Annotated in this window: 24 protein-coding genes; 19 read left to right on the forward strand and 5 right to left on the reverse strand. The window is 54.8% G+C overall.

The genetic code is table 11. The features are described 5' to 3' along the window. The first annotated feature begins 2 nt into the window (after positions 1–2). A complete protein-coding gene (locus JNO48_11170; protein ID QTE67748.1) occupies positions 3–626 on the forward strand; it encodes a M15 family metallopeptidase in 624 nt (207 codons plus the stop codon). An 80-nt stretch (positions 627–706) separates the two neighbouring features. Here JNO48_11170 and JNO48_11175 read toward each other — a convergent pair whose 3' ends face one another. Next, positions 707–2491 carry a hypothetical protein gene (locus JNO48_11175; GenBank protein QTE67749.1) on the reverse strand — a complete coding sequence of 595 codons (1785 nt, stop codon included), beginning with the start codon at positions 2489–2491 and terminating at the stop codon, positions 707–709. Between the two features lie 30 nt (positions 2492–2521). Then, a complete protein-coding gene (locus JNO48_11180) occupies positions 2522–4141 on the reverse strand; it encodes a response regulator (protein ID QTE67750.1) in 1620 nt (539 codons plus the stop codon). A 190-nt stretch (positions 4142–4331) separates the two neighbouring features. Here JNO48_11180 and JNO48_11185 point away from each other — a divergent pair, with 190 nt between their 5' ends. The 3 genes from JNO48_11185 (at position 4332) to JNO48_11195 (ending at position 6531) form a co-directional block, all read left to right on the forward strand. Continuing rightward, positions 4332–4856 (forward strand): DinB family protein, encoded by a 525-nt coding sequence (locus JNO48_11185; protein ID QTE67751.1) that lies wholly within the window; start codon positions 4332–4334, stop codon positions 4854–4856. A gap of 117 nt (positions 4857–4973) precedes the next feature. Further along, a complete protein-coding gene (locus JNO48_11190; GenBank protein QTE67752.1) occupies positions 4974–5726 on the forward strand; it encodes a fibronectin type III domain-containing protein in 753 nt (250 codons plus the stop codon). Positions 5727–5841: 115 nt separating this feature from the next. Continuing rightward, the gene (locus JNO48_11195) at positions 5842–6531 is read left to right on the forward strand and encodes an MBL fold metallo-hydrolase (GenBank protein ID QTE67753.1); all 690 of its coding nucleotides are present in this window, start codon (positions 5842–5844) and stop codon (positions 6529–6531) included. Positions 6532–6570: 39 nt separating this feature from the next. Here the strand turns inward: JNO48_11195 and JNO48_11200 are convergent, their stop codons facing one another. Both JNO48_11200 and JNO48_11205 read right to left on the reverse strand, forming a co-directional pair. Then, entirely contained in the window at positions 6571–7290 is a 720-nt protein-coding gene (locus JNO48_11200; protein QTE67754.1) for a class I SAM-dependent methyltransferase, read from the reverse strand. Next, positions 7283–9214, reverse strand: a complete 1932-nt coding sequence (locus JNO48_11205; GenBank protein QTE67755.1) for a DNA mismatch repair protein MutS — start codon at positions 9212–9214, stop codon at positions 7283–7285. The genes JNO48_11200 and JNO48_11205 overlap by 8 nt, the downstream gene beginning before the upstream one ends. A gap of 373 nt (positions 9215–9587) precedes the next feature. Here JNO48_11205 and JNO48_11210 point away from each other — a divergent pair, with 373 nt between their 5' ends. From JNO48_11210 to JNO48_11220, 3 genes are all read left to right on the forward strand, one after another. Next, a complete protein-coding gene (locus JNO48_11210; protein ID QTE69755.1) occupies positions 9588–10550 on the forward strand; it encodes a glycoside hydrolase family 43 protein in 963 nt (320 codons plus the stop codon). Positions 10551–10624: 74 nt separating this feature from the next. Continuing rightward, the gene (locus JNO48_11215) at positions 10625–11284 is read left to right on the forward strand and encodes an SGNH/GDSL hydrolase family protein (GenBank protein QTE67756.1); all 660 of its coding nucleotides are present in this window, start codon (positions 10625–10627) and stop codon (positions 11282–11284) included. 66 nt (positions 11285–11350) lie between these two features. Then, positions 11351–11806 (forward strand): GNAT family N-acetyltransferase, encoded by a 456-nt coding sequence (locus JNO48_11220; protein ID QTE67757.1) that lies wholly within the window; start codon positions 11351–11353, stop codon positions 11804–11806. 35 nt (positions 11807–11841) lie between these two features. Here the strand turns inward: JNO48_11220 and JNO48_11225 are convergent, their stop codons facing one another. After that, a complete protein-coding gene (locus JNO48_11225; GenBank protein QTE67758.1) occupies positions 11842–12177 on the reverse strand; it encodes a hypothetical protein in 336 nt (111 codons plus the stop codon). Between the two features lie 71 nt (positions 12178–12248). Between JNO48_11225 and JNO48_11230 the strand changes: the two genes are divergently transcribed. The 12 genes from JNO48_11230 to JNO48_11285 all read left to right on the forward strand — a co-directional run bounded on the left by JNO48_11230 (position 12249) and on the right by JNO48_11285 (position 23620). Continuing rightward, complete coding sequence (locus JNO48_11230; GenBank protein ID QTE67759.1) at positions 12249–14045, forward strand: CotH kinase family protein; 1797 nt, start codon at positions 12249–12251, stop codon at positions 14043–14045. 72 nt (positions 14046–14117) lie between these two features. Further along, on the forward strand, positions 14118–14891 hold the full coding sequence (locus JNO48_11235) for a PhzF family phenazine biosynthesis protein (GenBank protein QTE67760.1): 774 nt from the start codon (positions 14118–14120) through the stop codon (positions 14889–14891). A 337-nt stretch (positions 14892–15228) separates the two neighbouring features. After that, complete coding sequence (locus tag JNO48_11240) at positions 15229–15702, forward strand: GNAT family N-acetyltransferase (protein QTE69756.1); 474 nt, start codon at positions 15229–15231, stop codon at positions 15700–15702. A 53-nt stretch (positions 15703–15755) separates the two neighbouring features. Next, the gene (locus JNO48_11245) at positions 15756–16838 is read left to right on the forward strand and encodes a nucleotidyltransferase domain-containing protein (GenBank protein QTE67761.1); all 1083 of its coding nucleotides are present in this window, start codon (positions 15756–15758) and stop codon (positions 16836–16838) included. A gap of 422 nt (positions 16839–17260) precedes the next feature. Further along, complete coding sequence (locus JNO48_11250; protein QTE67762.1) at positions 17261–17722, forward strand: Hsp20/alpha crystallin family protein; 462 nt, start codon at positions 17261–17263, stop codon at positions 17720–17722. Positions 17723–17888: 166 nt separating this feature from the next. Further along, the gene (ftsH, locus tag JNO48_11255; protein ID QTE67763.1) at positions 17889–19721 is read left to right on the forward strand and encodes an ATP-dependent zinc metalloprotease FtsH; all 1833 of its coding nucleotides are present in this window, start codon (positions 17889–17891) and stop codon (positions 19719–19721) included. A gap of 347 nt (positions 19722–20068) precedes the next feature. Beyond that, complete coding sequence (locus JNO48_11260) at positions 20069–20404, forward strand: DUF2200 family protein (protein QTE67764.1); 336 nt, start codon at positions 20069–20071, stop codon at positions 20402–20404. Further along, positions 20401–20736 (forward strand): DUF1801 domain-containing protein, encoded by a 336-nt coding sequence (locus JNO48_11265; protein QTE67765.1) that lies wholly within the window; start codon positions 20401–20403, stop codon positions 20734–20736. Before JNO48_11260 ends, JNO48_11265 begins: the two co-directional genes overlap by 4 nt. A 680-nt stretch (positions 20737–21416) precedes the next feature. After that, positions 21417–21626, forward strand: coding sequence for a hypothetical protein (locus JNO48_11270; GenBank protein ID QTE67766.1), 210 nt, complete (start codon positions 21417–21419; stop codon positions 21624–21626). 96 nt (positions 21627–21722) lie between these two features. After that, positions 21723–22583 carry a YitT family protein gene (locus JNO48_11275; GenBank protein ID QTE67767.1) on the forward strand — a complete coding sequence of 287 codons (861 nt, stop codon included), beginning with the start codon at positions 21723–21725 and terminating at the stop codon, positions 22581–22583. Positions 22584–22743: 160 nt separating this feature from the next. Beyond that, complete coding sequence (locus JNO48_11280) at positions 22744–22947, forward strand: hypothetical protein (GenBank protein ID QTE67768.1); 204 nt, start codon at positions 22744–22746, stop codon at positions 22945–22947. A 106-nt stretch (positions 22948–23053) separates the two neighbouring features. Beyond that, positions 23054–23620, forward strand: coding sequence for a hypothetical protein (locus JNO48_11285; GenBank protein QTE67769.1), 567 nt, complete (start codon positions 23054–23056; stop codon positions 23618–23620). The last annotated feature ends 1 nt before the right edge of the window (position 23621 follow it).

Genomic DNA, 23621 nt, shown 5'->3' on the forward strand with positions numbered 1-23621 from the left:
CAATGATTTCGAACAACGTATGGGGATTTGTCTCCGTGAGTGATATGATTCCGGACGTGATCCTGGAGATCCGCTACTATTCCATCTTCAATTTTGTCGGCGAGCGCATCGACGGGTATGAGCAGCCGGCCGCGCTGCTGACCGCGGAAGCGGCCTCCGCCCTGAAGCGGGCCAGCGATGACGCGCGCGCCCGGGGATACCGGCTGAAGATCTTTGATGCGTACCGCCCGCAGAAAGCGGTGGACCATTTCATGCGCTGGGCCGGGGACTCCTCCGACGTCCGCATGAAACGCTACTTCTACCCGGGAATCGACAAGGATACCCTGATTCCCGGCGGGTATATCGCGGAACGCTCCGGCCACAGCCGGGGCAGCACCGTGGACCTGACGCTGTACGATATGCGGATGCAGAAAGAACTGGACATGGGCAGCCCCTTCGACTTTTTCGGGGAGGTGAGCCATCCGGATTACCGGGGAATCACGGAACAGCAGTATGCCAACCGGATGCTTCTCCGCGATATCATGGTTTCCAACGGCTTCCTTCCCCTGGACGAGGAATGGTGGCACTTTACCCTGGCCGGCGAACCCTGGCCGGACACCTACTTCACCTTCCCGGTCCGCTGCTGAAACCGGGAAACGGGCACGCACTGAATTCAAAAACCGGCTGTGAAAACAGCCGGCTTTTTTGTGCAAATGGTTGGCGGGGTTTAAAGTGCAGGCGCCTCTTCCGGGTCATCGCCCTTCAGGATTTCATCCAGTTTTGCGGCGATTTCCGGTTCCAGGCATACGGCGGCCGCAACCGGGGAGAACCGGCTTCCGTCCCCCGCACTGATTTCCCGCAGGATCTCCGCCATCGGGGCTTCGGGGGTTTCCAGCAGGCGCGCGGCCAGGGCGGCCGCGTCCGTCATCTGCCGGTATGGCGAACGGTTCCGCTCATAGAAGGCCGGATAGCCGCCGGCACCGTTATACCAGGCATGGTGTCCCAGCGCCACGTCCGCGTACCGGCGCGTGGACGGCCGGCTTTTCAGGTCTTCCCAGCCGGAAACGCAGTGCAGCTGGTAAATCTCCAGCTCCTCATCAAAGAGGTTCCGCGTCTGCTCCGTCCGGGTTATATTGATCTTCAGCAGCCCGTAGTCATAATACAGGCCGCAGCCTTCAGCGTATTCCAGGAGCACTTTCCGCTTTTCCTCCGGGGTTTCCAGGTTCCGCAGGAAGGGAAGCTCATCAAAGCAGTCCGGGAACCGCTCCAGCATGGCTCCGCAGAGCACCTGCAGGATCCGGCCGGCCTTCCGGCCGCGCCGGTAAAGCGCACCCGCGAACCGCTGAAGCAGATGGCGGCTCAGGTCCAGGTAGGTGACACAGCCCGGGAACTCATGGTATTCCGCCACCGTGTCCCGGACCAGGTAGAAGAAGTGGGTGTCCTGGTTCTCCAGCGGACAGGTGAGTATCGTCTCCAGCATCCTTTCCGAGGCATACGCCATAAAGCGGAGGCGGATCGGATCGTCCGCCAGGCGGGGATTGTCGCGCAGCATATGGCTGTAATAAAGGGGAAGGCGGATGCCGGCATAGAGCCCGGACATATCATACGTCCCGGCCGGCGTCTGGGTGATCAGCTTTTCCATCCGGTCCAGCGTCGTTTCGGCATCGGCATATCCGCAGCTGTATTCCATCTCATACAGCGGCCAGAGCCACCGGACGCTGGGACGTTCCTGCCCCTGCTGGGCCTTGAACACTTCATAGCAGGAATCCAGGACCGCGGCCAGTTTCTCCCGGTCCAGGTTTCCCGTGGAAAGCTCCACCCGGCAGGAACTCATCTGCTGGTGCGTCCGGCTGAGGAACACATCCCACGGAAGACCGGGGGCCAGGGCGCGGTAATACGGATCGCGGACGATATCCAGGATCCGGCGGCCGATGGCAATCTTCCTTTTCCGGTCCTTGGTGCACAGGGCGATATTGGCCATGGAACGGATGATGTAGCCGCGGCTTTCCTCATCTTCGATTTCCTCAAAGAAGCGAAGATAGGATGCCGCTTCCGTAAACAGCATTTCATTGCGGAAATTCATTGTCCGGACTTCATCGATATCCATGCCCGAGACATACATATGCAGATAATAATATCCCATGCCCAGCTGATAGAGCTCCCGCAGGAGTCCCGCCCGGTCCTGGCGGACCCGCTGCAGGCTCAGCAGGGCTTTGTGGATGACCACATACAGGCCGCAGTCCAGGTTGGTTTTCCAGTCCATGAGCCTGCCGGCAAATTCCTGCAGCCCATCCGTGACCTCCCGGGACGCGCCGAAAAGCGAATCCAGCGCCGGGAAAAGATATTCATTCAGCAGCCGGATATTATCCTGCCGCAGCTCCGCAATCCGGGCTTCCGCCTCCCGGTATTCCGGGACCGTATCCGCGGAGCCAGGAGCGCTGACCCGATACAGATCGGAAAGCTCCGCGATTTCCCGCGTATTGGCAATATACTGCTCCTGGTATGCTTCCACCGGATCGCCTCCTTTCTCCCGGATGATGCGTCAGTTCAGCTCTTTCCGCAGGACGTGCATCAGGGTTCCGATATCCAGCGGCTTTGCGATATGCCCGTTCATTCCCGCTTCCCGGGCTTTGGCCACATCCTCCGCGAAGGTATTGGCCGTCATGGCATAAATCGGGATCCCGGCCGCGTCCGCCCGGGCGGAGGAGCGGATCATCCGGACGGCGCCGTAGCCGTCCAGCACCGGCATCTGGATATCCATCAGGATGAGATCGTAGGTTCCTTCCGGGGAAGACAGGAACTTCTCCGCGCCCTCCCGGCCGTTTTCCGCCGTATCCACGGCGGCATTTGTCATTTTCAGCACTTCCACGGCGATTTCCCGGTTGATGGCATTGTCCTCCACCAGGAGGATCCGCTTTCCTTCCAGGTTCGGGCTGCCGGCGGACGAGCTTTCATCCGCTTCGCCCTCCAGCGCGGCGTTCAGGCCGTTCACCAGCGTTTTGCGGAAAACCGGAACCGGGATAAAATGCCGGACGCCGGCCCGGTTGGCCCGGTATTCAATCCGCGGCCAGTCATCCTCGCTGATCAGCACCAGGGTAACGCCGGGCCAGGATTCATGCAGGTAGGCGGCCAGGTCCAGCATGCGGGCGCTGCCTTCCTTCATTCCGCCGATCAGCACCAGGTGATAGGGCTGCTGGCGGAAATCCGCCTCCGTCAGCGCGGAAAGCGCCTCCGGCATCTCTGCAACCACGGTATGTTCCAGGTTGAATTCCCCGAGGTATTTGGCGTAGATTTCCCGCCGCTTTTCATCCTGCTCCACCACCAGGAGCCGTTTCCCGCGCAGCGCGCCGGTTTCGGCCTGGATTTTCTCCACCTTCAGCGGAAGGCGGATCCGCACCTCAGTGCCTTCCCCGGGGGTGCTGTCAATCCGGATTTCGCCTTCCATCGCATCCACCAGCCGACGGACAATGCTCATTCCCAGGCCGGTGCCTTCAATCCGGGAAATGGTGGAGCTGTTGACCCGCTCAAAGGGCTCAAAAATCCGTTCCAGGAACTCTTTGCTCATACCGATGCCGTTGTCCCGGCAGGTAAAATCCAGCAGGTACCGTTCCGGTCCCGCTTCCTCTGAGACGGTAAATTCAACACGGCCGCCGTCCTCGGTATACTTTGCGGCGTTGGAAAGGATGTTGACCAGGATCTGGCGGATCCGCAGGGGGTCGCCCAGGAAGCTTTCCGCCTCGATATGGCCCAGGTGCAGGCGGAAATCATGCTTCCGGCTTTCCATCTGCGGCCGGATAATGATCAGGATATCATGAATCAGGTCGCTGAGGGAAAAGGGTTCGCTGGTCAGCTTAAGCCGGCCGGAATTGATCCTGGACATGTCCAGCATATCGTTGATCAGGTTTAGCAGATGCCCGCTGGCCGTTTCGATTTTGTCCAGCGCGTCCATCACGCGGCTCTTCTCATCGATATAGCGCTTGGCCAGCGCGGTCATGCCGACGATCGCGTTCATGGGCGTGCGGATATCGTGGGACATATTGCCCAGGAAGGTTTCCTTCGCGGCGCTGGCCTCCAGGGCTTGCTGCAGCTGAAGGCGAAGCTCCCGGTTTTCCGCGAGCAGTTCCTCATAACCCCGGCTGTTTTCGGCTTTATCGTTTTCCATCGGATCACCTCTGTCCGGTGCTTATTTATATTATTATGTCACAGATGGAGCCGGGATTCAACAGGCAGGAAGCCAAAGGCTCCAAAAACGGACCGGCAGGACCCGGCTGTTTTATCCTTTTGTTTACTTGCCCGCACGATGCCGGATATGGTATCCTTTGCCTATCAGGCGGGAGAAGGGAAGAATCACCATGCGCGAACTGTGTGAGATCATTAAGGAGACCGTGAAACCGAATTTCCTGAACATCCGGACTTCGATCCGGACTTATGACCGGGATGCGGTCCTGTACGGGGCGCCTTGCTGGAAATGGGTGTACCATGCGCTCCATTCCGCGGACAAATGGTTTATCAACCCCTTCGACTACGCGGAGCCGGACTTCCACACGGAAGGCCTGGACGATCCGGAGAAGCCCTGCGGCCGGGTGCTGTCCGACCGGGAACTGCTGGACTACCTGGACCGGATTGAGCAGAAGACCTATGACTACCTGGACTCGCTGACGGATGAGGACCTGAAGGAAAAGCCGGAAGGATGCCGGTATACGCGGATGGAGCTGATTCTCCGGCAGTTCCGGCATATCTCCTTCCATACCGGGATGCTGAACGCGCAGACCATCCTGGAGAAAGGCGAGTTTCCCATGTGGGTTTCCGAGACGGCCAAATATGTCGATGACGGCATCTTTTTCGGGCGGTACCGCAAGGGGAAGGTGCAGCTGTAACCGTCGGGCCGGGACAGGAAACGGGCTATTGCCTTCTCCGGGTGCCCTTGGTATACTATTTCCAGACAAAACGCAGACAATTAAACCGTATCCGGAACCGGAAAGAGAGGGATCCATGTGAAAAAACAGATCTTTGCCTTTGTACTGTTCCTTGTCCTCCTCCTGGCTGCCTTTCCCGTATCCGCTGACGGCGTCAGCATCACGGCGATTGAGCCCAGGAGCAACGGAAACGTGCTGGTCCGCTGGGAGGATCCCTCCGGCAATGGTCCTTACATTGTTGCGTATCAGCATATGGTGGGCGACCGGTTATTCTCCATCCAGCTGGTGGAGCGGGAAGTCCGACGAACGGAAATCGAGATTGTTGACCTGATCCCGGGAGAGAAGTACTCCATCATTGTTCTGGATAAGAGTTACAATATGGCCCGGAAGGAAACCAGCAGCGAAACCCGGCTGTTCGGCGGAGAAAACAGCTCCGCCCGGCTGACCGTGACCCTTCGGCAGAAAAAAGGCGGCTCCGCTTCCACGGTGAACCAGTTGTCCGTAGCGGAAATCGAAAAGACCCTGTCCGGCAGCAGCGACTTCTTCGGTGCGACGATCAAAGCGACGCTGCCGCGCCTGTCGAAGTCCTACACCGGCACCGCCCGAGCGGCGATCCAGCAGCCGGACGGCGACATGTTTACCTTTATGGTGCAGGAGGAGAAGATGCTGCCCTCCTACGAGTACATCTATTACGACAACATGCCCCTGACCCAGGTATGGCGCTATATCAAACAGCAGAACAACGACACGATTCCCACCGGCACCTATACCATTTCGTTCTATCTTGACCAGGAATACTTTGGCTACCAGGATTTCTCCATGGTTCCATAAACAGAAGCCGAAGGGCAAAATGAAGCAGCGCCGGCGGCCATACCCGCCGGCATTCTTTCTGTCGGTCCGGCCCGCTGCAGAATCCCGGGAGTACAGGAAATAGGAGCAATGAAAAATGGAACTGAAACGACTGAATGAACATATATGGTTTATGCCATATGAGGAGGGACGGGACCGCCCGAACCTCTGCTATGTGAAAGGCGGCCGCATGAGCCTGGCGGTGGACGCCGGCCACTCGGCCGCGCATGTACGCGAGTTTTACGCGCTGCTGGAAAAAGAGAACCTGCCGCTTCCGGACCTGACAGTCCTGACCCACTGGCACTGGGACCATACCTTCGGGATGCACGCTGTACATGGTTTGACCCTCGCGAACGAGCGGACCAACCGGTACCTGGCGGAGTGGAAGGAAAAAATCGAAAAGAATGGACCCGGGGAATTCCTGGCCATCCACGAAAGCATCCGGAGGGAATATCCCGCAGGGACCGAAGTGACCGTAAGAACGGCGGATATTGTTTTCGATGGGGAGCTTACACTGGATCTGGGCGGCTGCACGGTGAAGGTGGTCCAGGCCGAGGCGCCCCACACGGACGATTCCACGCTGGTCTATGTGGAGAACGACAGGGTGCTGTTCGTCGGCGATTCCACCTGCCATGATTTCTTCACCGGGATCAAACGGGCGGACCTGTGCGCAAAAATGGCGGATACCATCCGGAAAATCAATCCCGCCGTCATCATGGAAGGGCACTGGATCCCGGTGCCCATGGAAGACACGCTGGAGGACCTGATGACCAATCTGTCCGAATGACTCCGGACACGCGGCGCTCCTTTTTCCCGGGAGTGGTGTTCAGCTTTTCTTTCGGACATAGATGAGGGGGAAGTTCAGGAACCGGTCCAGGCCCCGGGACAGGAATTCCCGGTCCCGGATGCCGTATGGATGGCCGGTATTGAACCAGTACTCCCAGGCCGCGTCACCGCATTCCGCCTCCAGGACCGCAATGTCGCACCGGTCTCCGCATTCCTTTTCCAGCAGCGCTTTCCACCAGGCGGCGGTTCTGAAACACAGGGAATCATCGCCTTCCGCCCAGGTTTCAAAGAGCGTACGCATTTCTCCCTGCGGCTCCTCCCGGAGACCGGGGACCGCGATCATGACCGTACCATCCTGCCGGACAAACGGCAGGATTTTTTCTGCGAATATGCCCTCCCGGCAGCCAAAGTAGTGATAGGAATCCACGCTGACGATTGCGTCAAACCAGTCCTGCGCAAAGGGCATATCCATCGCGTCGCCGTGGATCGGGACAATCCGGTCCTCCAGGGAAAGGGACCGGATCCGCTTCAGGTTATCCGTTGCGTTGACCCAGAGGTCAAAGGCATAGACGGATTTCGCGGGGGTTTCATTCGCCAGGAAAACGGAGGTCAGGGCCATGCCGCAGCCCAGGTCGAGCGTCCGGTCAAAGCGGGTCTCAAAAGGGTTCCGGCGAAGCAGTTCCTCCAGCAGGCGGAACGAATTGGGTCCCATCAGGTATTCTTTGGTGAAGTACTGGCGGTAGTGATCCAGTTTATTCATGGGAAATATCCTTCCTTTCTGATTCATGGGCGCCCTCCTTCAGGACGATGACCGCGTCCGGATCGAACTTGCGGTCCATGGTATGGGCGGCCTTCCGATTCGCAACGGTATCAAAGACGATGGAGAAATCATAATCCGGGGGATACAGCTCGGAAGCCGGGACAAGGAGCTTCAGGCGGTTGTGGCGGACCGAAAGCTTCCGCCCCTGCAGCTGGATGATGACATTGCCTTCATCATCCGCCGGCCGGTAAACGATAGCGTTCTTTTTATCCGGCAGGAGCAGGACACTGTCTCCCATGGAGAAGCGCTCGAAGGTTCCTTCGTTCCGGATGATCCGGCGCTGCAGGCGGGTCGGGGGAACCGGCATCGGGCGGCGGTGCCCTTCCGGCGTTGCCTCCGGCCCGTGATCGGTGACCTGGCGCGCCCGGGCCAGGAGCCCTTCGTCCATCCCCAGCCGCCGGGCAATTTCGATGGCACAGCTTTTGCCGCTTTTGCCGAGCTCCAGACGGTAAAGGGGTTGCAGGGAGGCCTGGTCAAAGGCCATCCGGGCGGACACGACGTGCTCGGTCTGCTCCGCCCACTGCTTGATCTGCGGGTCATGCGTGGTGACCATAAAGAAGCAGCGGCGGCGGAGGAGCTCCTCCAGGATGGCTGCGGCCAGGCCGGAACCCTCCGCGGGGTCCGTGCCGCTGCCAAGCTCATCCAGCAGGACCAGGCTGTCCCGGCTGCATTCCCGGAGGATCCGGATCACATTGGTCATATGGCCGGAGAAGGTGGAAAGGTTCTGGCTGATGCTCTGGCTGTCGCCGATATCGCAGAGCACCCGGTCCATCATCCCGATGACGGTGCCTTCCCCGCAGGGAATGTGTAGGCCGCTCTGGGCCATCAGGGTCAGCAGGCCGACGGTTTTGAGGCAGACGGTTTTTCCGCCGGTGTTCGGCCCGGTGACCGCGATACCGGCATCCGGCAGGGACAGATCCAGGCTGAGCGGCACGCAGGATTCCGGGTTCAGCAGCGGATGGCGGGCTTCTGCCAGGCGGATCCGGCGTTCTGACGTGATTTCCGCCGGACGGGCGTTCATCTCCAGGCTCAGCTTTGCCCGGGCAAAGATCACATCCAGGTCGGTCATGACGCGGATGGAATCCTCCAGCGGCTGCGCTTCGACAGCGACCCGGTCGCTGAGTTCCCAGAGGATGCGGCGCTCTTCCGTATCAATATCAATCATCAGCTGCTCCAGCTCCTCCCGCATGGACCGGACCGCGGAAGGCTCCATGAACACGGTGGAACCCTTGCCGGAGACTTCCACGACGCGGCCGGGGAACTGGCCCTGGAAGCTTTTCCGGACCGGCAGCACATAGGTTCCGCCCCGCTGGGTGATATATGTATCCGCCAGCTCCTTTTTGTGGTGAAGGATGAGCTGGTTCAGTTTTTCGCGGATTCCCTGTTCGGTATGCTCCTGCTGGCGGCGCAGGTTCCGCAGGGCCGGGGAGGCGTCGTCCAGCACGGCATCCTCCCGGACGGAACGGCCGATATCCCCTTCCAGGAGATCCAGTTCCGGCAGTTCCGTATGCCAGGAGGAGATGGCAGCGCTGAAGGAGGCGGCTCCCTGCAGATAGCGGCGCAGGCGCCGGATGGCCGCGCAGAAGCGCGCGACTGAACAGAGATCCGCCGGTGACAGCATGCCGCCCTGCAGCGCCGAAGCCAGGCCGGAACGGGTGGTTTCTGTTTCCGTCAGGGGCGGGGTGCCGGCGTTTTCCATTACGAAGCGGGCCGCGGTGGTTTCCTCCATCCGGGCGCGGCAAAGGCTCTCGTTCAGGATGGGTCCTGTATCCCCCAGGATCCGGCGGGCGGACTGCGAAACCGCCATTTCCTGCAGTTGTTGAATGATATGGTCAAAACCGAGTGAAAGCATATCCTGTGTCATGGTGATCCCTCTTGTTCATTTTGATATGACATGAACAAGAACCGGAGAATGCGGCCGGGGAGCACCGGAAAAAGGCATACAAAAAAGTGCCCGGACTCTGCCCGTACCGCGCCATGGCATCAGCAAACAAGCGGTCATGCCACCGCTTTCTTTTGTTCAGCCATGTTCCCCGTTACAGAACAGTCTCCAAACACACCTCGTAGTGCAGGATTGCCTGCTTTCGTCAGGATCTCTGCTGACAGGATTATAGCCCGGGAAGCATTCCTTTGTCAACGGATTATTGAACGGGGTTTCTATCTATGGTATTCTATGGCGAGATGAAAATGACGGGATGACGATGAGAACCATGGAACAGGTGAAGGGAATGAATGCTGTGAACTGTTATCTTTTTGTCCATTTCAGGGAAAAAACATCCCCGGAAGGAGAACAGGTTTATTTCGCACTCAGCCGGGACGGATTCCACTGGGAAGCCCTAAACGGCGGACACCCGATCCTCTGGGCGTACTACGGGGATCACGGCGTGCGGGACATGACCGTGATCCGGAGCCGGGCGGACGGCCGGTTCCATATTTTCGCGACAGACCTGAGCCTGAGCTACGGGATGCGCGGGAAATACGGGCATTCCTGGCAGAACATCAAGCTCCACGGCAGCCATGACCTGGCCCACTGGGAATCCGATGACCTGGTGCACTGGTCGGAAGAGGAAATGATTCCCATCGGGGATGAAAAAACCGGCTGCATCTGGGCACCGGATATCCTGTTTGATCCGGAGCAAGGGGATTACGTGCTGCACTATTCCTGCTGCAGCGCGGAAAACGACTACGGCCCGATGGCCATCTATTACAGCCGGACAAAGGATTTCAAAACCTATACAAAGCCGGCCCTGCTTTACCGCAAGGACGGATGCGGATGCATCGATTCCGCCATGTATGAGGAAGGCGGAAAGTACTACCTGTTTGTGAAAAGCGAAAAGGATCCGGAACGGGTGATCCTGCTGCAGGGAGAGCATGTGACAGGCCCATGGATACGGATTGAGGCCTTTGACCGGCCGGAGCATATGGGCGCGGTGCAGGCCGGCAAGTATGAGGCGCCGACCGCGGTGAAGACGGCGGACGGCAGATGGTGCCTGTTCGTGGATTATTACGGCGTGAAAGGCGCGGGACAGGGCTATGTGCCCTTTGTGGCCTCCAGCCTGGAAAGCGGCGCTTTTGTGCGGAGCGACGCGGCGTTTTCCTTCCCCTACGGATTCAAGCACGGCACGATCCTGGCGATTACCGAAGAGGAATATGACCGCATGAAGCAGCACGACTGGACGGATGTGCCGGACAACCGATAAGAAAGATGCTGCAAAGCCTGTATGGAAAAACATCTGCTGTACACCAACCCTGAATTTGAAACCAGGAGGAGCCTATGCCGATTCCAGAAAAGCATGAATACCTTTCCGCACTGTGCGATACCCTGGCCCGCCGCTGGCCGGAAAACCGGACGGTGAACCTGGTGTGCCATGGGCACAGCGTGCCATCCGGATACGCCTGCACGCCGCTGGTGGATCCGTTCCACGCTTATCCGCACCTGATGCACCGCACACTGGCCCAGCGCTTTCCCTATGCGGTGATCAATGTGATTGTGACGGCCATCGGGGGAGAAAACTCCGTGCAGGGAGCTGCACGCTTCCGGGAGGACGTGCTGTGCCATCAGCCGGACCTGGTCACCATTGATTACGGCCTCAATGACCGGGGCGTGAGCCTTGAACAGGCGGAAGCTGCCTGGCGGCAGATGATCGAAGACGCGCTGGACCGCAAAATTCCCGTGATCCTCCTGACCCCGAGCTGGGACCAGACGTGGTTTGCGCAGTCGGAAGAATGGCACGCGCTGGAACAGCACGCGGAACAGATCCGCCGGCTGGCCGGAGAGTATGGGGTGGCCCTGGCGGACAGCTTTGCGGCTTTCGAACGGGAAGTGAACGAACACGGCGATCTCCTGAACCTCCTGAGCCACTGGAACCATCCGTCCCCCCTCGGGCATGAACTGATTGCCCGGGAACTGACGGCATGGTTCCCGGCCAGATAACCGGGGAATGACAGGAACAGGCTTATCAGAAGCCGGACGAAAGAGAGAAACTGTTCCATCAAAAGGATGACAGACGCAATGATCAGAAAAGCAACGAAAAATGACCTGGCCCGCATCGCGGAGATCCAGGTGTTCAACTATCGGCTGTATTTTTATCCGATTTTCCGGACGGATGAGTATTTTTTCGGTGAACTGCAGGTTCCTTCCCTGATGCGGGAGTATGAATCCCGGCTGGACAGCCTGTACGTATATGACGACGGGGTGGTCCGGGGCTTTATCATGATTGAGGGGACCTATATCGCAAGGCTGTTTGTGGAACCGGTTTTCCAGAATGCGGCCATCGGTTCCGCACTGCTGGAGTACGCGGTGGCGGAGCATCACGCGGACCATCTCTGGGTGCTGGAAAAGAATACAAAAGCCATGCGCTTTTATGAAAGGCATGGCTTTGCCGCAACCGGGGAAAGAAAGCCCGAGGAAGGCACGGCTGAATACCTGGTTCTTATGAAACGCGGCGGGAGATAACGCAAAGGGGCGGATGCCCGGACCGCGGCCGGCTGTCAGCCTTTCGGCGCTTCCGGGGAATCCAGCTTCATCGTCCTGCCCAGCAGTTTGAGGACCAGGGGGTACAGGGTGATGAACCAGAACACATGGATGACGGAGAAGATCAGCTTGCCCCAGTGATTTCCCAGCGCAGACGTAAGAATGGGACGCACCTGCCCTTTCAGCAGGACCACAGGCACCAGGCCGATGAGGCACAGGAGCAGGGAAGCCGGACGGGCATGAAGATGTTCCGGGCGGGACGGGCGGATGGCAGAACGGACTCCGGCTGCGAAAAGCGGCCTGTTTTTTGTTGCCCGGGGAGCGGGATATATGGTATTCTTAATTAAATACATTCGAGACAGTGTTGATTCGCGCGGGGGCATGTGCCCTGCAGTTATATCCGGAAATATAGGAGGATGTTTCCATGATGTACCTGATTCTGACCGCGGTGTTCCTGACGGTAATCTTCCGGCTGAAGGCAGATGCCGTGAAGCCGGCTGCGAGGGCCGGCATCCTGCTCCTGCTGGTTTTTTGTGCCGCAGCGGTTCCGGCGGGCGGGCCGGCCCTGGCCGAGCAGGCGGGGCCTGAGGTCCCTGCCCCGGATTTTTCCCGGGTATCCGGGTTCTATGACGATCCCTTTGAACTGATGATCCTTTCGGAGGAAGGGCTTTCGGTGTATTACACCCGGGACGGGAGTATCCCGGATGAGAAGGATACGCTGTATACCGGGCCGCTGGAAGTGACCGACCGGTCCCATGAGAAGAACGTCCTGAGCGACCGGACGGACATTATTGCCCCGAACAAATGGGGAGATGCCACGGCCCCCCTGACGAAGGTGGACAAGGCCGACGTGATCCGGGCTGTAGCGGTGGACGGGCAGGGCAACCGCAGTGCCGTATCAACCGCGGTTTACTTTATCGGTTACCAGGACAAGGCGGAGTTCTACCAGAACTACAAGGTGATCTCCCTGGCCGTGGATCCGGGCGACCTGTTTGACCCGGCACGCGGCATCTATGTCCAGGGGAATGCCTTTGACGAGTGGCTGCACAGCGATGCATTCGACCCGACGCTGGACGAGTGGCTGATTCCCGGGAACTACCTGAACCGGGGACGGGAATGGGAGCGGCAGGCACGGATGCAGATCTTCGACGGGGGGACCGAAGTGTTTTCCGGCGAGGTCGGCATCCGCATCCACGGAGGCGCCAGCCGGGACAGTGAGCAGAAGAGCTTCAACATCTACACCCGGAAGGAATACGGGACGACGGCCATCGACTATGACCTGTATGACGGGGAAAACACCAGCGAGACGGGGGATGAACCCATTACCAAGTACGACAGCATCATCCTCCGGAACTGCGGGAATGACAACAAGTTTTCCAGGATCCGGGACCAACTGATCCAGGGCTTGGTATGGGGCAGGAACTTTATCACCCAGGCGATGACGCCCTGCCTGGTGTTCATAGACGGGGAATTCTGGGGGCACTACGAAATCACGGAGAAGCTGACCGATGACTTTATCCATGACCACTTCGGCATCCAGAAGAAGAACGTGGTCCTGATGAAGAACGATGAGGTCGAGGAAGGCACCGAGGAGGACGGGCAGGAGTTCGCGGCGTTCCGCGACTGGATCCGCGAAACGGATTTCTCCGATGAGGAAGCCTACCGGCAGCTGGAGGAGCAGGTGGACCTGGACGGCCTTGCGGAATACCTTGCCGTCGAGTTCTATATCTGCAACTGGGACTTCGGCGACAACAACTTTGCCTATTGGCGGGCCCGGGAAACGGATCCGGACAACGACTGGGCGGACGGGAAATGGCGGTTTATCCTCTACGATACCGAATACAGCACCGGGCTTTACGGGACGGTGAAGCCCGATGAAAACGCCATCGAGCGGCTCCGGGAAAAGGGAGGCTCCATCAGCAACCTTTTCTTCGCCGCGATGGAGAATCCGGAATTCCGGGAAAAATTCGCGGACACCTATGACGACCTGACCACTTCGGAATTCGCGGACAACCTGGTCCGGGATGCCGTGATGGAGCTGTACGGCCGGAACGTGGATATCATCCTTGCGACCTATGACCGCTTCTGGCCCACATGGCCGGGCGGACCGAACGGGGCGAACGTCCTGATGTCCCAGGTGCAGGACATCCTGAATTTCTTCGAAGAGCGGCGGCAGTATTCCGATGAGCATGTGGCGAAGCTGCTGTCCGAGTACCGGTAACGGAACGGCCGTTCCATGAACGCTGCCGCCGTATTCGGGGAAAAAACTGATTGAAAAAGGATATGTGACCGAATGAAACAATACATTGCAGACGCGTTCACAGATACGGTATTCCATGGAAACCAGGCTGCGGTATGCATCCTTGATGAATGGCTGCCGGATAAACTGATGATGGATATCGCCGGGGAAAACAACTTATCGGAAACGGCATTTACTGTCAGAACAGGTGAAGGATACGACCTGAGATGGTTTACTCCGGGCGGTGAGATCGACTTATGCGGACATGCAACACTGGCGACCGCATACGTGCTGTTCAACTATTACGAGAATGATGCCGAAAGAATCGTGTTCCACACGCAGAGCGGAGACCTGTTTACCGTAAGGCGCGGGGACAGAATCGAGATGGATTTCCCTGTTTACAGCCTGAACGAGGTTCCTGTTACGGATGAGATGGAAGCCGCAATGGGAGCGGCTCCCAAAGAGGCTTACATAGACCGTGACCTGCTTCTTGTTTATGAAGATGAAGACATCGTTCGAAAAATGAAACCGGATTTCGACAAGCTGAAACAATTGGATGGGCTGGGTGTCGGTGTTACTGCACCCGGGAAAGACTATGACTGCGTTTCGCGTTTCTTCGTACCCAAGCTGAATGTCAATGAGGATCCGGTCACGGGTTCTGTGCATTGTATGATCACACCGTACTGGACAAAGCGTCTCGGCAAAAGCAGCCTCAAAGCGTATCAGGCATCGGAACGCGGGGGCGAGCTGATCTGCGGGCTCAGAGGCGGCAGGGTGATCATTTCCGGGAGAGCTGCAATTTTCGCTGTCAGTGAACTTATGCTTTGATACGGACGCAAAAGAAATGGGGAAATATACGAAAAAAACAGTTTATCGAAACAGCTGAAGATCACTTTGAAACAATTATGCTTCCAAAGCTGACGGCCATTGGAAAAGATCGATGCGGAGCTGATGAACGTGGTCCTGGTGCAGTGAGAAAGAACAGGCAGGTAAAAAGAACACAACCGGAGGGAAATATATGGGCCTTTCCAAATACCAGGATAAGATTATCCGGATCAGGGACCACTGGGGACATGTCTTCACCGGCTATGCGGACGTTTTTCCGGCGGAATACGGCATGCATGAATATAACCGGGAAGAGGAAGGCGTCCAGATCGGCGATACGATGATTTTTGAAAGCGATGTCGAAACAGCTGAAGAACTTCCCGAACTGGAGGTTATCCGGGCTACGGAGATCTGGCAGCAGGCAGGGGCTTATTACGTCCGCATCCAGGCAATGGCGAAGAAGCACCACATTCCCCTGCGGGCAGAGTTCGATGCGCATGACGGGCCGGAAACGAAGTACATCGTGATTACAGACAGCGGTTTTCCGATTGCTACGGCACGGATGTATCCGCTGGACCGGCGCAGCGTGATGATCGGCCGGGTGGTCGTGCTTCCGGAATACCGCCGCCAGGGGCTCGGATCGATGGTCGTGACGGAGTGCGAATGCTGGGCGGAGGAACTCGGCTACGCGAAGGCCGTGGTGGAAAGCCGGGACAACAAGGTTGAATTCTACGAGAAGCTCCTGTATAAGGTCACCGGAGAACCGGTGGAAGGGGGGACCTTTCGCTGCATCCGGATGGAAAAAGACCTTTGACAGGGATAACAGAACGGGAGAAAGATCATTTGGAAAGTCGGGAGCTTGTACAGATGAACGAACAGGAGAACCGGAACCGGAAAATCATTGACGCGGTCATCCGGAAGGAACAGGCGGTTTGTCCGGGATCTGTGGCACTGATCGGAATCTACGGATCCTTTCAGACGGGAGATGTTCATCCGCTGTCAGACCTGGACCTGCTGATCCTGATCAACGATGACCGCGGATGGCAGCTGGGAAAGGCTTTTATCCAGGAAGACCTAGGCGTGGGGCATGATATCTACTGCACGAGCTGGGAAAGCCTGCGGCAGGACGCCGAATATGAACACCCCCATATCTCCAAGCTGATGGATTCGCAAATCGTGTACTGCGCGGATGAAAAGTACAGAGAAGAACTGGAAACGCTCCGGGAACAGGTGCGGAGGAAACTGGCGGAACCGTTCGGGGAAGAGGATTACCGGAAGGCGGAAAAGGAACTGAAAGAGGCGCGGTGCTGTTTCGCGGATGCTATGACCGCAGAAGAGCTGAATGATGTCCGCCGGAGCGTGGGCGGTGCAGTCTACTTTGCGGAAAACGCCCTTGCAATGCTGAACAAAACCTATTTCCGCAAAGGCGTCAGCCGGCGTTATGAAGAATTGGACGCCATGGCGAGAAAACCCGATAATCTTTGCGGAATGATTGAAAACGTGCTGGCGGCATCAGGCACGAATGACCTGAAGGAACAGCTGACGCAGCTGATGAGGGGACTTGATTCCTGCTTCCGCCAGGTAAAGCAGCAGCTGCCGCGGGAAAGAAAGCCCGCCGGTGCGGATACGCTGTCCGGAACCTATGAGGAAATGTTCTCCAACTGGCACGGGAAAATGGTGCAGGCAGCGGAAAAGGGTGACCGGCACCTGGCGTTTATGAGCCTGGAAAGCCTGAATGAGATGCTGAATGATATCAGCAGCGAGGTGGATATCGGGACGTACGATGTCCTTTCCGCATATGATCCCGGGGATCTTCGGAAGACAGCGGAAGGGTTTGAAAAAAACCTGAAGGATTATCTGCAGGAATATGACAGAGCGGGAATAAAGGCAAACTGTTTCCCCGGTATTGATGCCTTTATTGCCTCCTACCTGGAATCACGGGAAACCTGATGTACCGGGACCTTTTGAACGTCATCACTGAATGAGTATGATTCTCCGGAGAAGCTATCGTAAGCCAAAGGCATACAGAATAATATGAGGTCATACAGATTATGATATGCAGATAATTCAGAGCATTGATTCTGGAGACAAAAAATCCGCAAATGAAAATCTTTAGAAATACAATGAATTATCCAGAAATTCTCAGGAAAACAGACTAATAGGGACAAAAAGCATACAGTCGCCGGATAACGGAGTAAATCGGCCAATCTTAAGTTTGACTTTCTTTGATCTTTGAATATAATATAATCAGCGTTCGGAAGAGCGGGGTGGCCGGAGACCACAAAGTGCACGACCTGCATAAAGGCCAGATTGCGACCCGGCATGACGGGTGAGAAGCCCGGCGATGAAGGCCATGAATGGAGGTTGTTATTATGAGTACTTATCTTCCCAGCGTATTCGGTGAGAACCTGATGGATGTCTTTGATGACTTTGACCGGAACTTCTTCCGTGGATTAACCCGTCCTGAGCATGTTCTTTACGGCAGAAATGCACAGCACATGATGAAGACGGATGTAAAGGAAACGGATGAAGGATACGAAGTCGATGTGGATCTGCCCGGATTCAAGAAAGAAGAAATCAAGCTGAATCTGGAAAATGGTTATCTGACCATTGCGACAGAGAAAGCACTGGAAAAGAAGCAGGAGAACAAGAAAGGTAAAGTCCTGCGCCAGGAGCGGTACTCCGGTACAATGCAGCGCAGCTTCTATGTCGGTGACAGTGTGACCGAGGAAGACATCAAGGCGAAGTATGAAAACGGTGTGCTGAGTCTGACGATTCCGAAGAAGGAACAGCAGAAGGTTAGTGAGAAGAAACAGATCCTGATCGAAGGTTAACTGACATACCTGAGGATCGGTCCATGTAAACCAAATCAGAGGACTCCGGCTCAATAGTGAGTCGGAGTCCTCTGCCTTTTCTTCAGTTTTTTTCCTGTTGTTCTTCCGGTTTTCACTTGCCCTTCATGTTCAGGGTATAAGATACCGTTTAGAAGGAGATGGTCTTATGATCAAGGATTCCGATCAGAACAAAAAGCCGCTCATTTTCTATATGGCTGTTGCAGTCATCGTGATTATGCTGCTGAATGCGTTCGTTTTTCCGATGCTGTTGCAGCGTCAGGTTCAGGAAGTCGGTTACAGCGATTTTCTGAAAATGGTGGATTCAAAACAGGTATCAGAAGTATCCATGGATGAAAACGGAGAGCAATTGATCTTTATTGCCAAAAGCAAAGACGGACAGGATGGCATCTATAAGACAGCGGTTTTCCCGGATAACAGTCTGCGCCAACGGCTGGAGGATGCCGGTGTTTCCTTTTCCGCACAAATCCCAACTCAGAACAATCCGCTGATCAGTTTTTTGATCAGCTGGGTAATCCCGATCGCGCTGTTCTGGGCATTGGGACGGATATTATCAAAGCGGATGATGGGCGGGATGAATGCGCTGAGCTTCGGCAAATCCGGTGCGAAGATTGTTGCTTCAGAATCAACGGGTGTAACTTTCGAAGATGTAGCCGGTGAGGAAGAAGCCAAGGAAGCACTGAAAGAGATTGTTGATTTTCTGGAACACCCGGGTAAATATGCCTCCATTGGCGCCAAACTGCCTAAAGGCGCGCTGCTTGTCGGACCTCCCGGAACAGGTAAAACTTTGCTGGCGAAAGCTGTTGCCGGTGAGGCCAAGGTTCCTTTCTTTTCCATTTCCGGCAGCGAATTTGTAGAGATGTTTGTCGGTATGGGTGCAGCAAAAGTCAGGGACCTGTTCAAACAGGCGAACGAAAAGGCGCCCTGTATCGTTTTTATTGATGAAATTGATACAATCGGCAAAAAAAGAGATACCGGAGCCGGCATCGGCGGCAATGACGAACGTGAACAGACCCTGAATCAGCTGCTGACAGAAATGGACGGCTTTGACGGGAAAAAGGGTGTGGTCATTCTGGCAGCAACCAACCGGCCTGAATCTCTGGATCCTGCACTTCTGCGCCCGGGCCGTTTTGACAGAAGGATTCCGGTTGAACTGCCGGATGTCGGCGGCCGTGAAGCAATTCTGCGTGTGCACAGCAAGGGGATCAGAATGGCCGATAACATTGACCTGAAAGCCGTCGCCAGGGCAACAAGCGGTGCAAGCGGTGCGGAACTGGCCAATATCATTAATGAGGCAGCTCTGCGCGCAGTACGGCTGGGCCGCGATACTGTTACACAGGATGACCTGATGGAAAGTGTGGAAACGGTTATTGCCGGTTATCAGCGTAAAAATGCAGTTATGTCTGAGAGTGAAAAGAAAATAGTTTCCTATCACGAAATCGGTCACGCACTGGTGGCAGCTCTGCAGACCAATTCGGCACCTGTGACAAAGATCACGATTATCCCCAGGACATCCGGCGCTCTTGGATATACCATGCAGGTGGATGAAGATGAGCATTATCTGATGTCACGTGAAGAACTGTATAATAAGATTGTTACCCTGACAGGCGGGCAGGCAGCTGAACAACTGGTTTTCCACTCCATCACCACGGGCGCGAGCAATGATATTGAAAAGGCAACCCGGCTGGCACGCGGGATGATTACCCGCTATGGCATGGGTGATTTCGGCATGGTGGCACTGGAAACACTGAACAGTCAGTATCTGGGTCAGGATACCTCCCTGGCATGCAGTCCTGCTTTTGCGGAAAAGATTGATGAACAGGTAGTCGCATTGGTAGAAGAAGCCCGGAAGAAAGCAGACAGTATTCTGCGGGAACACGAAGATAAACTCCATGAACTGGCAGCATACCTTCTAAACAAAGAAACCATTACCGGTGAAGAGTTTATGAGCATCCTAAATGCTGATGATCAAAAATCATAAACAGATCGACGGAACTGAACGCTATTGATGAAGGGCAGCTGAAAAGGCTGGCAGAGGTTGAGCAGGCACGGAAAGAGCAGGAAAAGCTGAATCAGAACAGGGATGACGATAAAGCCGGAACCATTGTGGCAATTTAATAAGGAAACGATCGGCGCTTCATGCCTCACAGGAGGTGGAAGCACCGGTTTTTCTGTTTTGGGCTGGAACGCTGATTTCTTAGGCGTTAGGGGTTTGTCTCTGTGGAAAAAACTGCTCGGATATGGTAAAATTCTGGAACGATGGCAGGCAACTGTCATCGTAGAATAGATGGGAAAAGGAATGTGCCATGAAGAAGAGGTGCATGCGCAATGCCTCGCCAGGATGTTTTTGAAATGCCGTTTGAAAAGGTTTATCAGTGCCTTGTCCAGAAGGCTGAACGGAAAGGCCGGACACAGGAAGAAGTGGATCAGGTTATCAAATGGCTAACCGGGTATGTCAGCATGGATAATCTGGAGGGCCTGACCTACGGACAGTTTTTATCCCTGGCCCCTATGTGGAATCCGCGATCTGAACTGATCACCGGCTCCATCTGCGGGGTTAAGGTTGAGGAAATTGATGATCCTATGGCAAAGAAGATGCGGCAGCTGGATAAACTGATCGATGAACTGGCGACAGGAAAACCGATGGAGAAGGTGCTGAGATGACGATTGATGAATATATAGCTGCACAACCGGAAAAGCTCCAGCCACTTCTTATATCAGTACGGGAAACCATTTGTACTGTACTTCCTGATGCCGAAGAGCGGATCAGCTATAAAATGCCAACGTTCTGGAAGCGGCACAATCTGATCCACTTTGCAGCCATGAAGAATCACCTGGGGATTTATCCGGGGGATGGCGGCGTGAATGCGTTCAAAGACGAAATTGAGGAACGTGGTCTGAAATATAGCAAAGGAGCAATCCAATTTCCGTATGAGAAGGTCGATCTGGAATTGATCGGACGAATTGCCGAGTGGTGCGGGATGAATAATCGATGATCGTATGGTAAACTTTCAAAGGCGGTTTTACTCCGCCGATGACCGTTGAATCTTGCACGGTAGTAGAACCTCTGAATATCTACTACCATTTGACTACCATCCATTGCCGCGATTTGCCGGGTTCGCCCGGTTTTCCCGCAGGAATGTACGATTTCCCCGGTGCGCAAATCGCGGCAAAACGTCGCCTTAGGAGGCTTTACTGACCAATGACGAAGATCTTATTTATCTGCCATGGCAACAGTGACTAAGGGGTTGGCAGGACGCCCCTAAAACGCGGCAAAACGCTGCAAAACGCGGCAGGTAAAAAGGAAATTACTACTGTTTTACTACTACTGGTGAAATTTTGCCGAAAATATGAAAATCAACGCTATATGAAAAAACGCTGGCCTTTGAAAAACAAGGGTTCGGCGCTTTTTCAGTAGTAAATCATATTATTGATCAAGCGAATATGTTCCGGCTTTATCGGCTTAGCAGATTGATCAGTGCCAGCCGGATAAGGTTTATAGTTGACTTTGTTCGGCAACAGAGTGATTACTAAAGTTACTATTTCTGTATAAAAACTATTGGGAAGGAAATGAAAAAGCGCTGACCTTGAAAACACAAGGATTAAGTTCAAAAAAGCGGCACGTAGGAAAGATGAAAAATATCTCATTGTATTCTGTGATGTCAGGAGGAAGGACGTGGAAAAGTTTATCCATGCTATCGAGGAGAAGAATCAAGGATTCATGGCTCACTCCTTATGCCCTTATTATACCACATATCACCCTCTAAATGTTGATTTTATAGGCTTTTCAGCACTTTTATATGACAAAATCCGAGGCTTTTGCCTCGGACTTTGTCGACAGTCTGAAACGGCTTCCGGGGCGGAAGCCGTTTTCTTTGATTTATGACGGAAAGTTGCTTTCTGATCCTTCTGATTTACGGTGAATAATGGTATAATGGTTTATCGTTGGAAACGGTTGTGTTTTGGAGGAAAGAGGAGTCGCATGTCCAAAGAGCAGAAGGTTACCCTGAAGGAATGGCTGTATATCACGATCGGTATCCTGATCATGACGGTGGGGATCTATTTCTTTAAATTCCCCAACCATTTTTCCACCGGCGGCGTGACGGGTATCGCCATTGTTCTCGGCCATTATATTCCGTCCATTACACCCGGCACACTTGTGACGATCATCAATATCGGGCTGCTGATTCTTGGCTTTGCGGTCTTTGGAAGATCCTTCGGGATCAGGACAGTCTACGCATCCCTGCTGATGTCCGGCACACTGCGGCTGCTTGAGGTTATTTGTCCCATGAGCGGCCCGATGACTTCACAGCCGCTGGTGGAACTGTTTTTCGCGGTCGGACTTCCGGCGGTCGGCTCCGCCATCCTGTTTAATCTGGATGCATCCTCCGGCGGAACGGATATCATCGCAATGATCCTGAAAAAGCATACGGCACTGAACATCGGTGTCGCGCTGCTGTGCAGCGATATCATCATTACGGTATCCGCCTGTTTTGCCTTCGGTATGGAGACGGGCCTTTTCTCCGTTCTCGGACTGATCATCCAATCGCTGTTCATGGACCAGGTGATGGACAACCTGAAGACCAAGAAGTGTTTCCAGATCATCACCTCCAATCCTGAACCCATCGAACAGTTTATTACCGCGGAGCTTCATCGCGGAGCGACCCGGCTGCACGGGGAAGGATCCTATACCCATGAAGGGAAGACTGTGCTGCTGGCAGTGGTATCCCGGCATGAAGCGGTGCAGCTGCGGAATTATATCCACAAGCAGGATCCGGCAGCCTTTATGATCATTACCTCCAGTACGGAGATTATCGGAAAAGGATTCAGGGGCGTAAATTAATAAAATGGTTTGCATCTGATCTGTGCTGCTCTTGATTATGACCTGAGAAAATCGGAAAACATATGTTGGAAATGCTAGCCAAGTTCAGGAATGAAGGGATCATAGAATGAATCATTTTATACTATGGGTATAATGACAAACACTTTGAGGTATCTTTCATATGCTCTGTTATGCTTTTCGAATTCTACGACAGAAGAATTATGAGAAGATTGCCACAGAGGATTTCATGCATGTGGAAGATATGCTGGCAGCAATTCTTTCCCGTGGCATTGCCCAGCAGTTGAAGCAAGGTTTGTATCGGACTTATATTGAGCATAACGAACAGAGCAAAACGCTGCGGGGCAAATTGAATCGCTTGATCTGAATCGACCTTTTGTTGAGATTGCTGACTCTCTGGATCGGATCGTATATGAGAACTTTGGCAATACTTTGAAGAGGATCGCATAGAAGTAAAAAGGCGGTGAAGCTGAGTGATACATCTGGATGCCAACCGTTTGATGGAAAGTCAGTTGGCAAGAAGCATGGGCTTGGACAAATATGCCGATATCATGGAAGCTGCCAGGAAGAACGATGTTTCTTCAGATGCCTCATTCCAGCATGCATTCAATGCGTTTTACCGGGTAAGGCGAAACGCTGAATGGAGAAAGTGTTACTACAAGCTTTTTGAACGGGCGAAAAAGGAGAATTATTCCTTTGCAGATGTGATTGGCTGTCTGTACGTAGAAACGGGGAATATTGAGGCCTCCTTTTCCTCTAAGATGATTGCGACGATCGATCCGAATAAACCGATCTGGGATCAGTACGTTTTGCAGAACCTGGGGCTGGAATTGAAGGGCAAGAATCCCCGGGAACGGGTTGAGAATGCCATTCTGATTTATGATCAGATAGAGATATGGTATAAAGACTATCTGTCCACGGAAGAGGCGCGGAAGAATATCGAGGAATTTGACAGATGGCTGCCATCATACAGTTGGATTCCGGAAATAAAGAAGATTGATTATCTACTTTGGAGCCGACGGGAAGAAGAATCCGAGTAGT

It is taken from the genome of Clostridiales bacterium (genome assembly GCA_017569285.1).
GTDB lineage: Bacteria > Bacillota > Clostridia > Christensenellales > Aristaeellaceae > Aristaeella.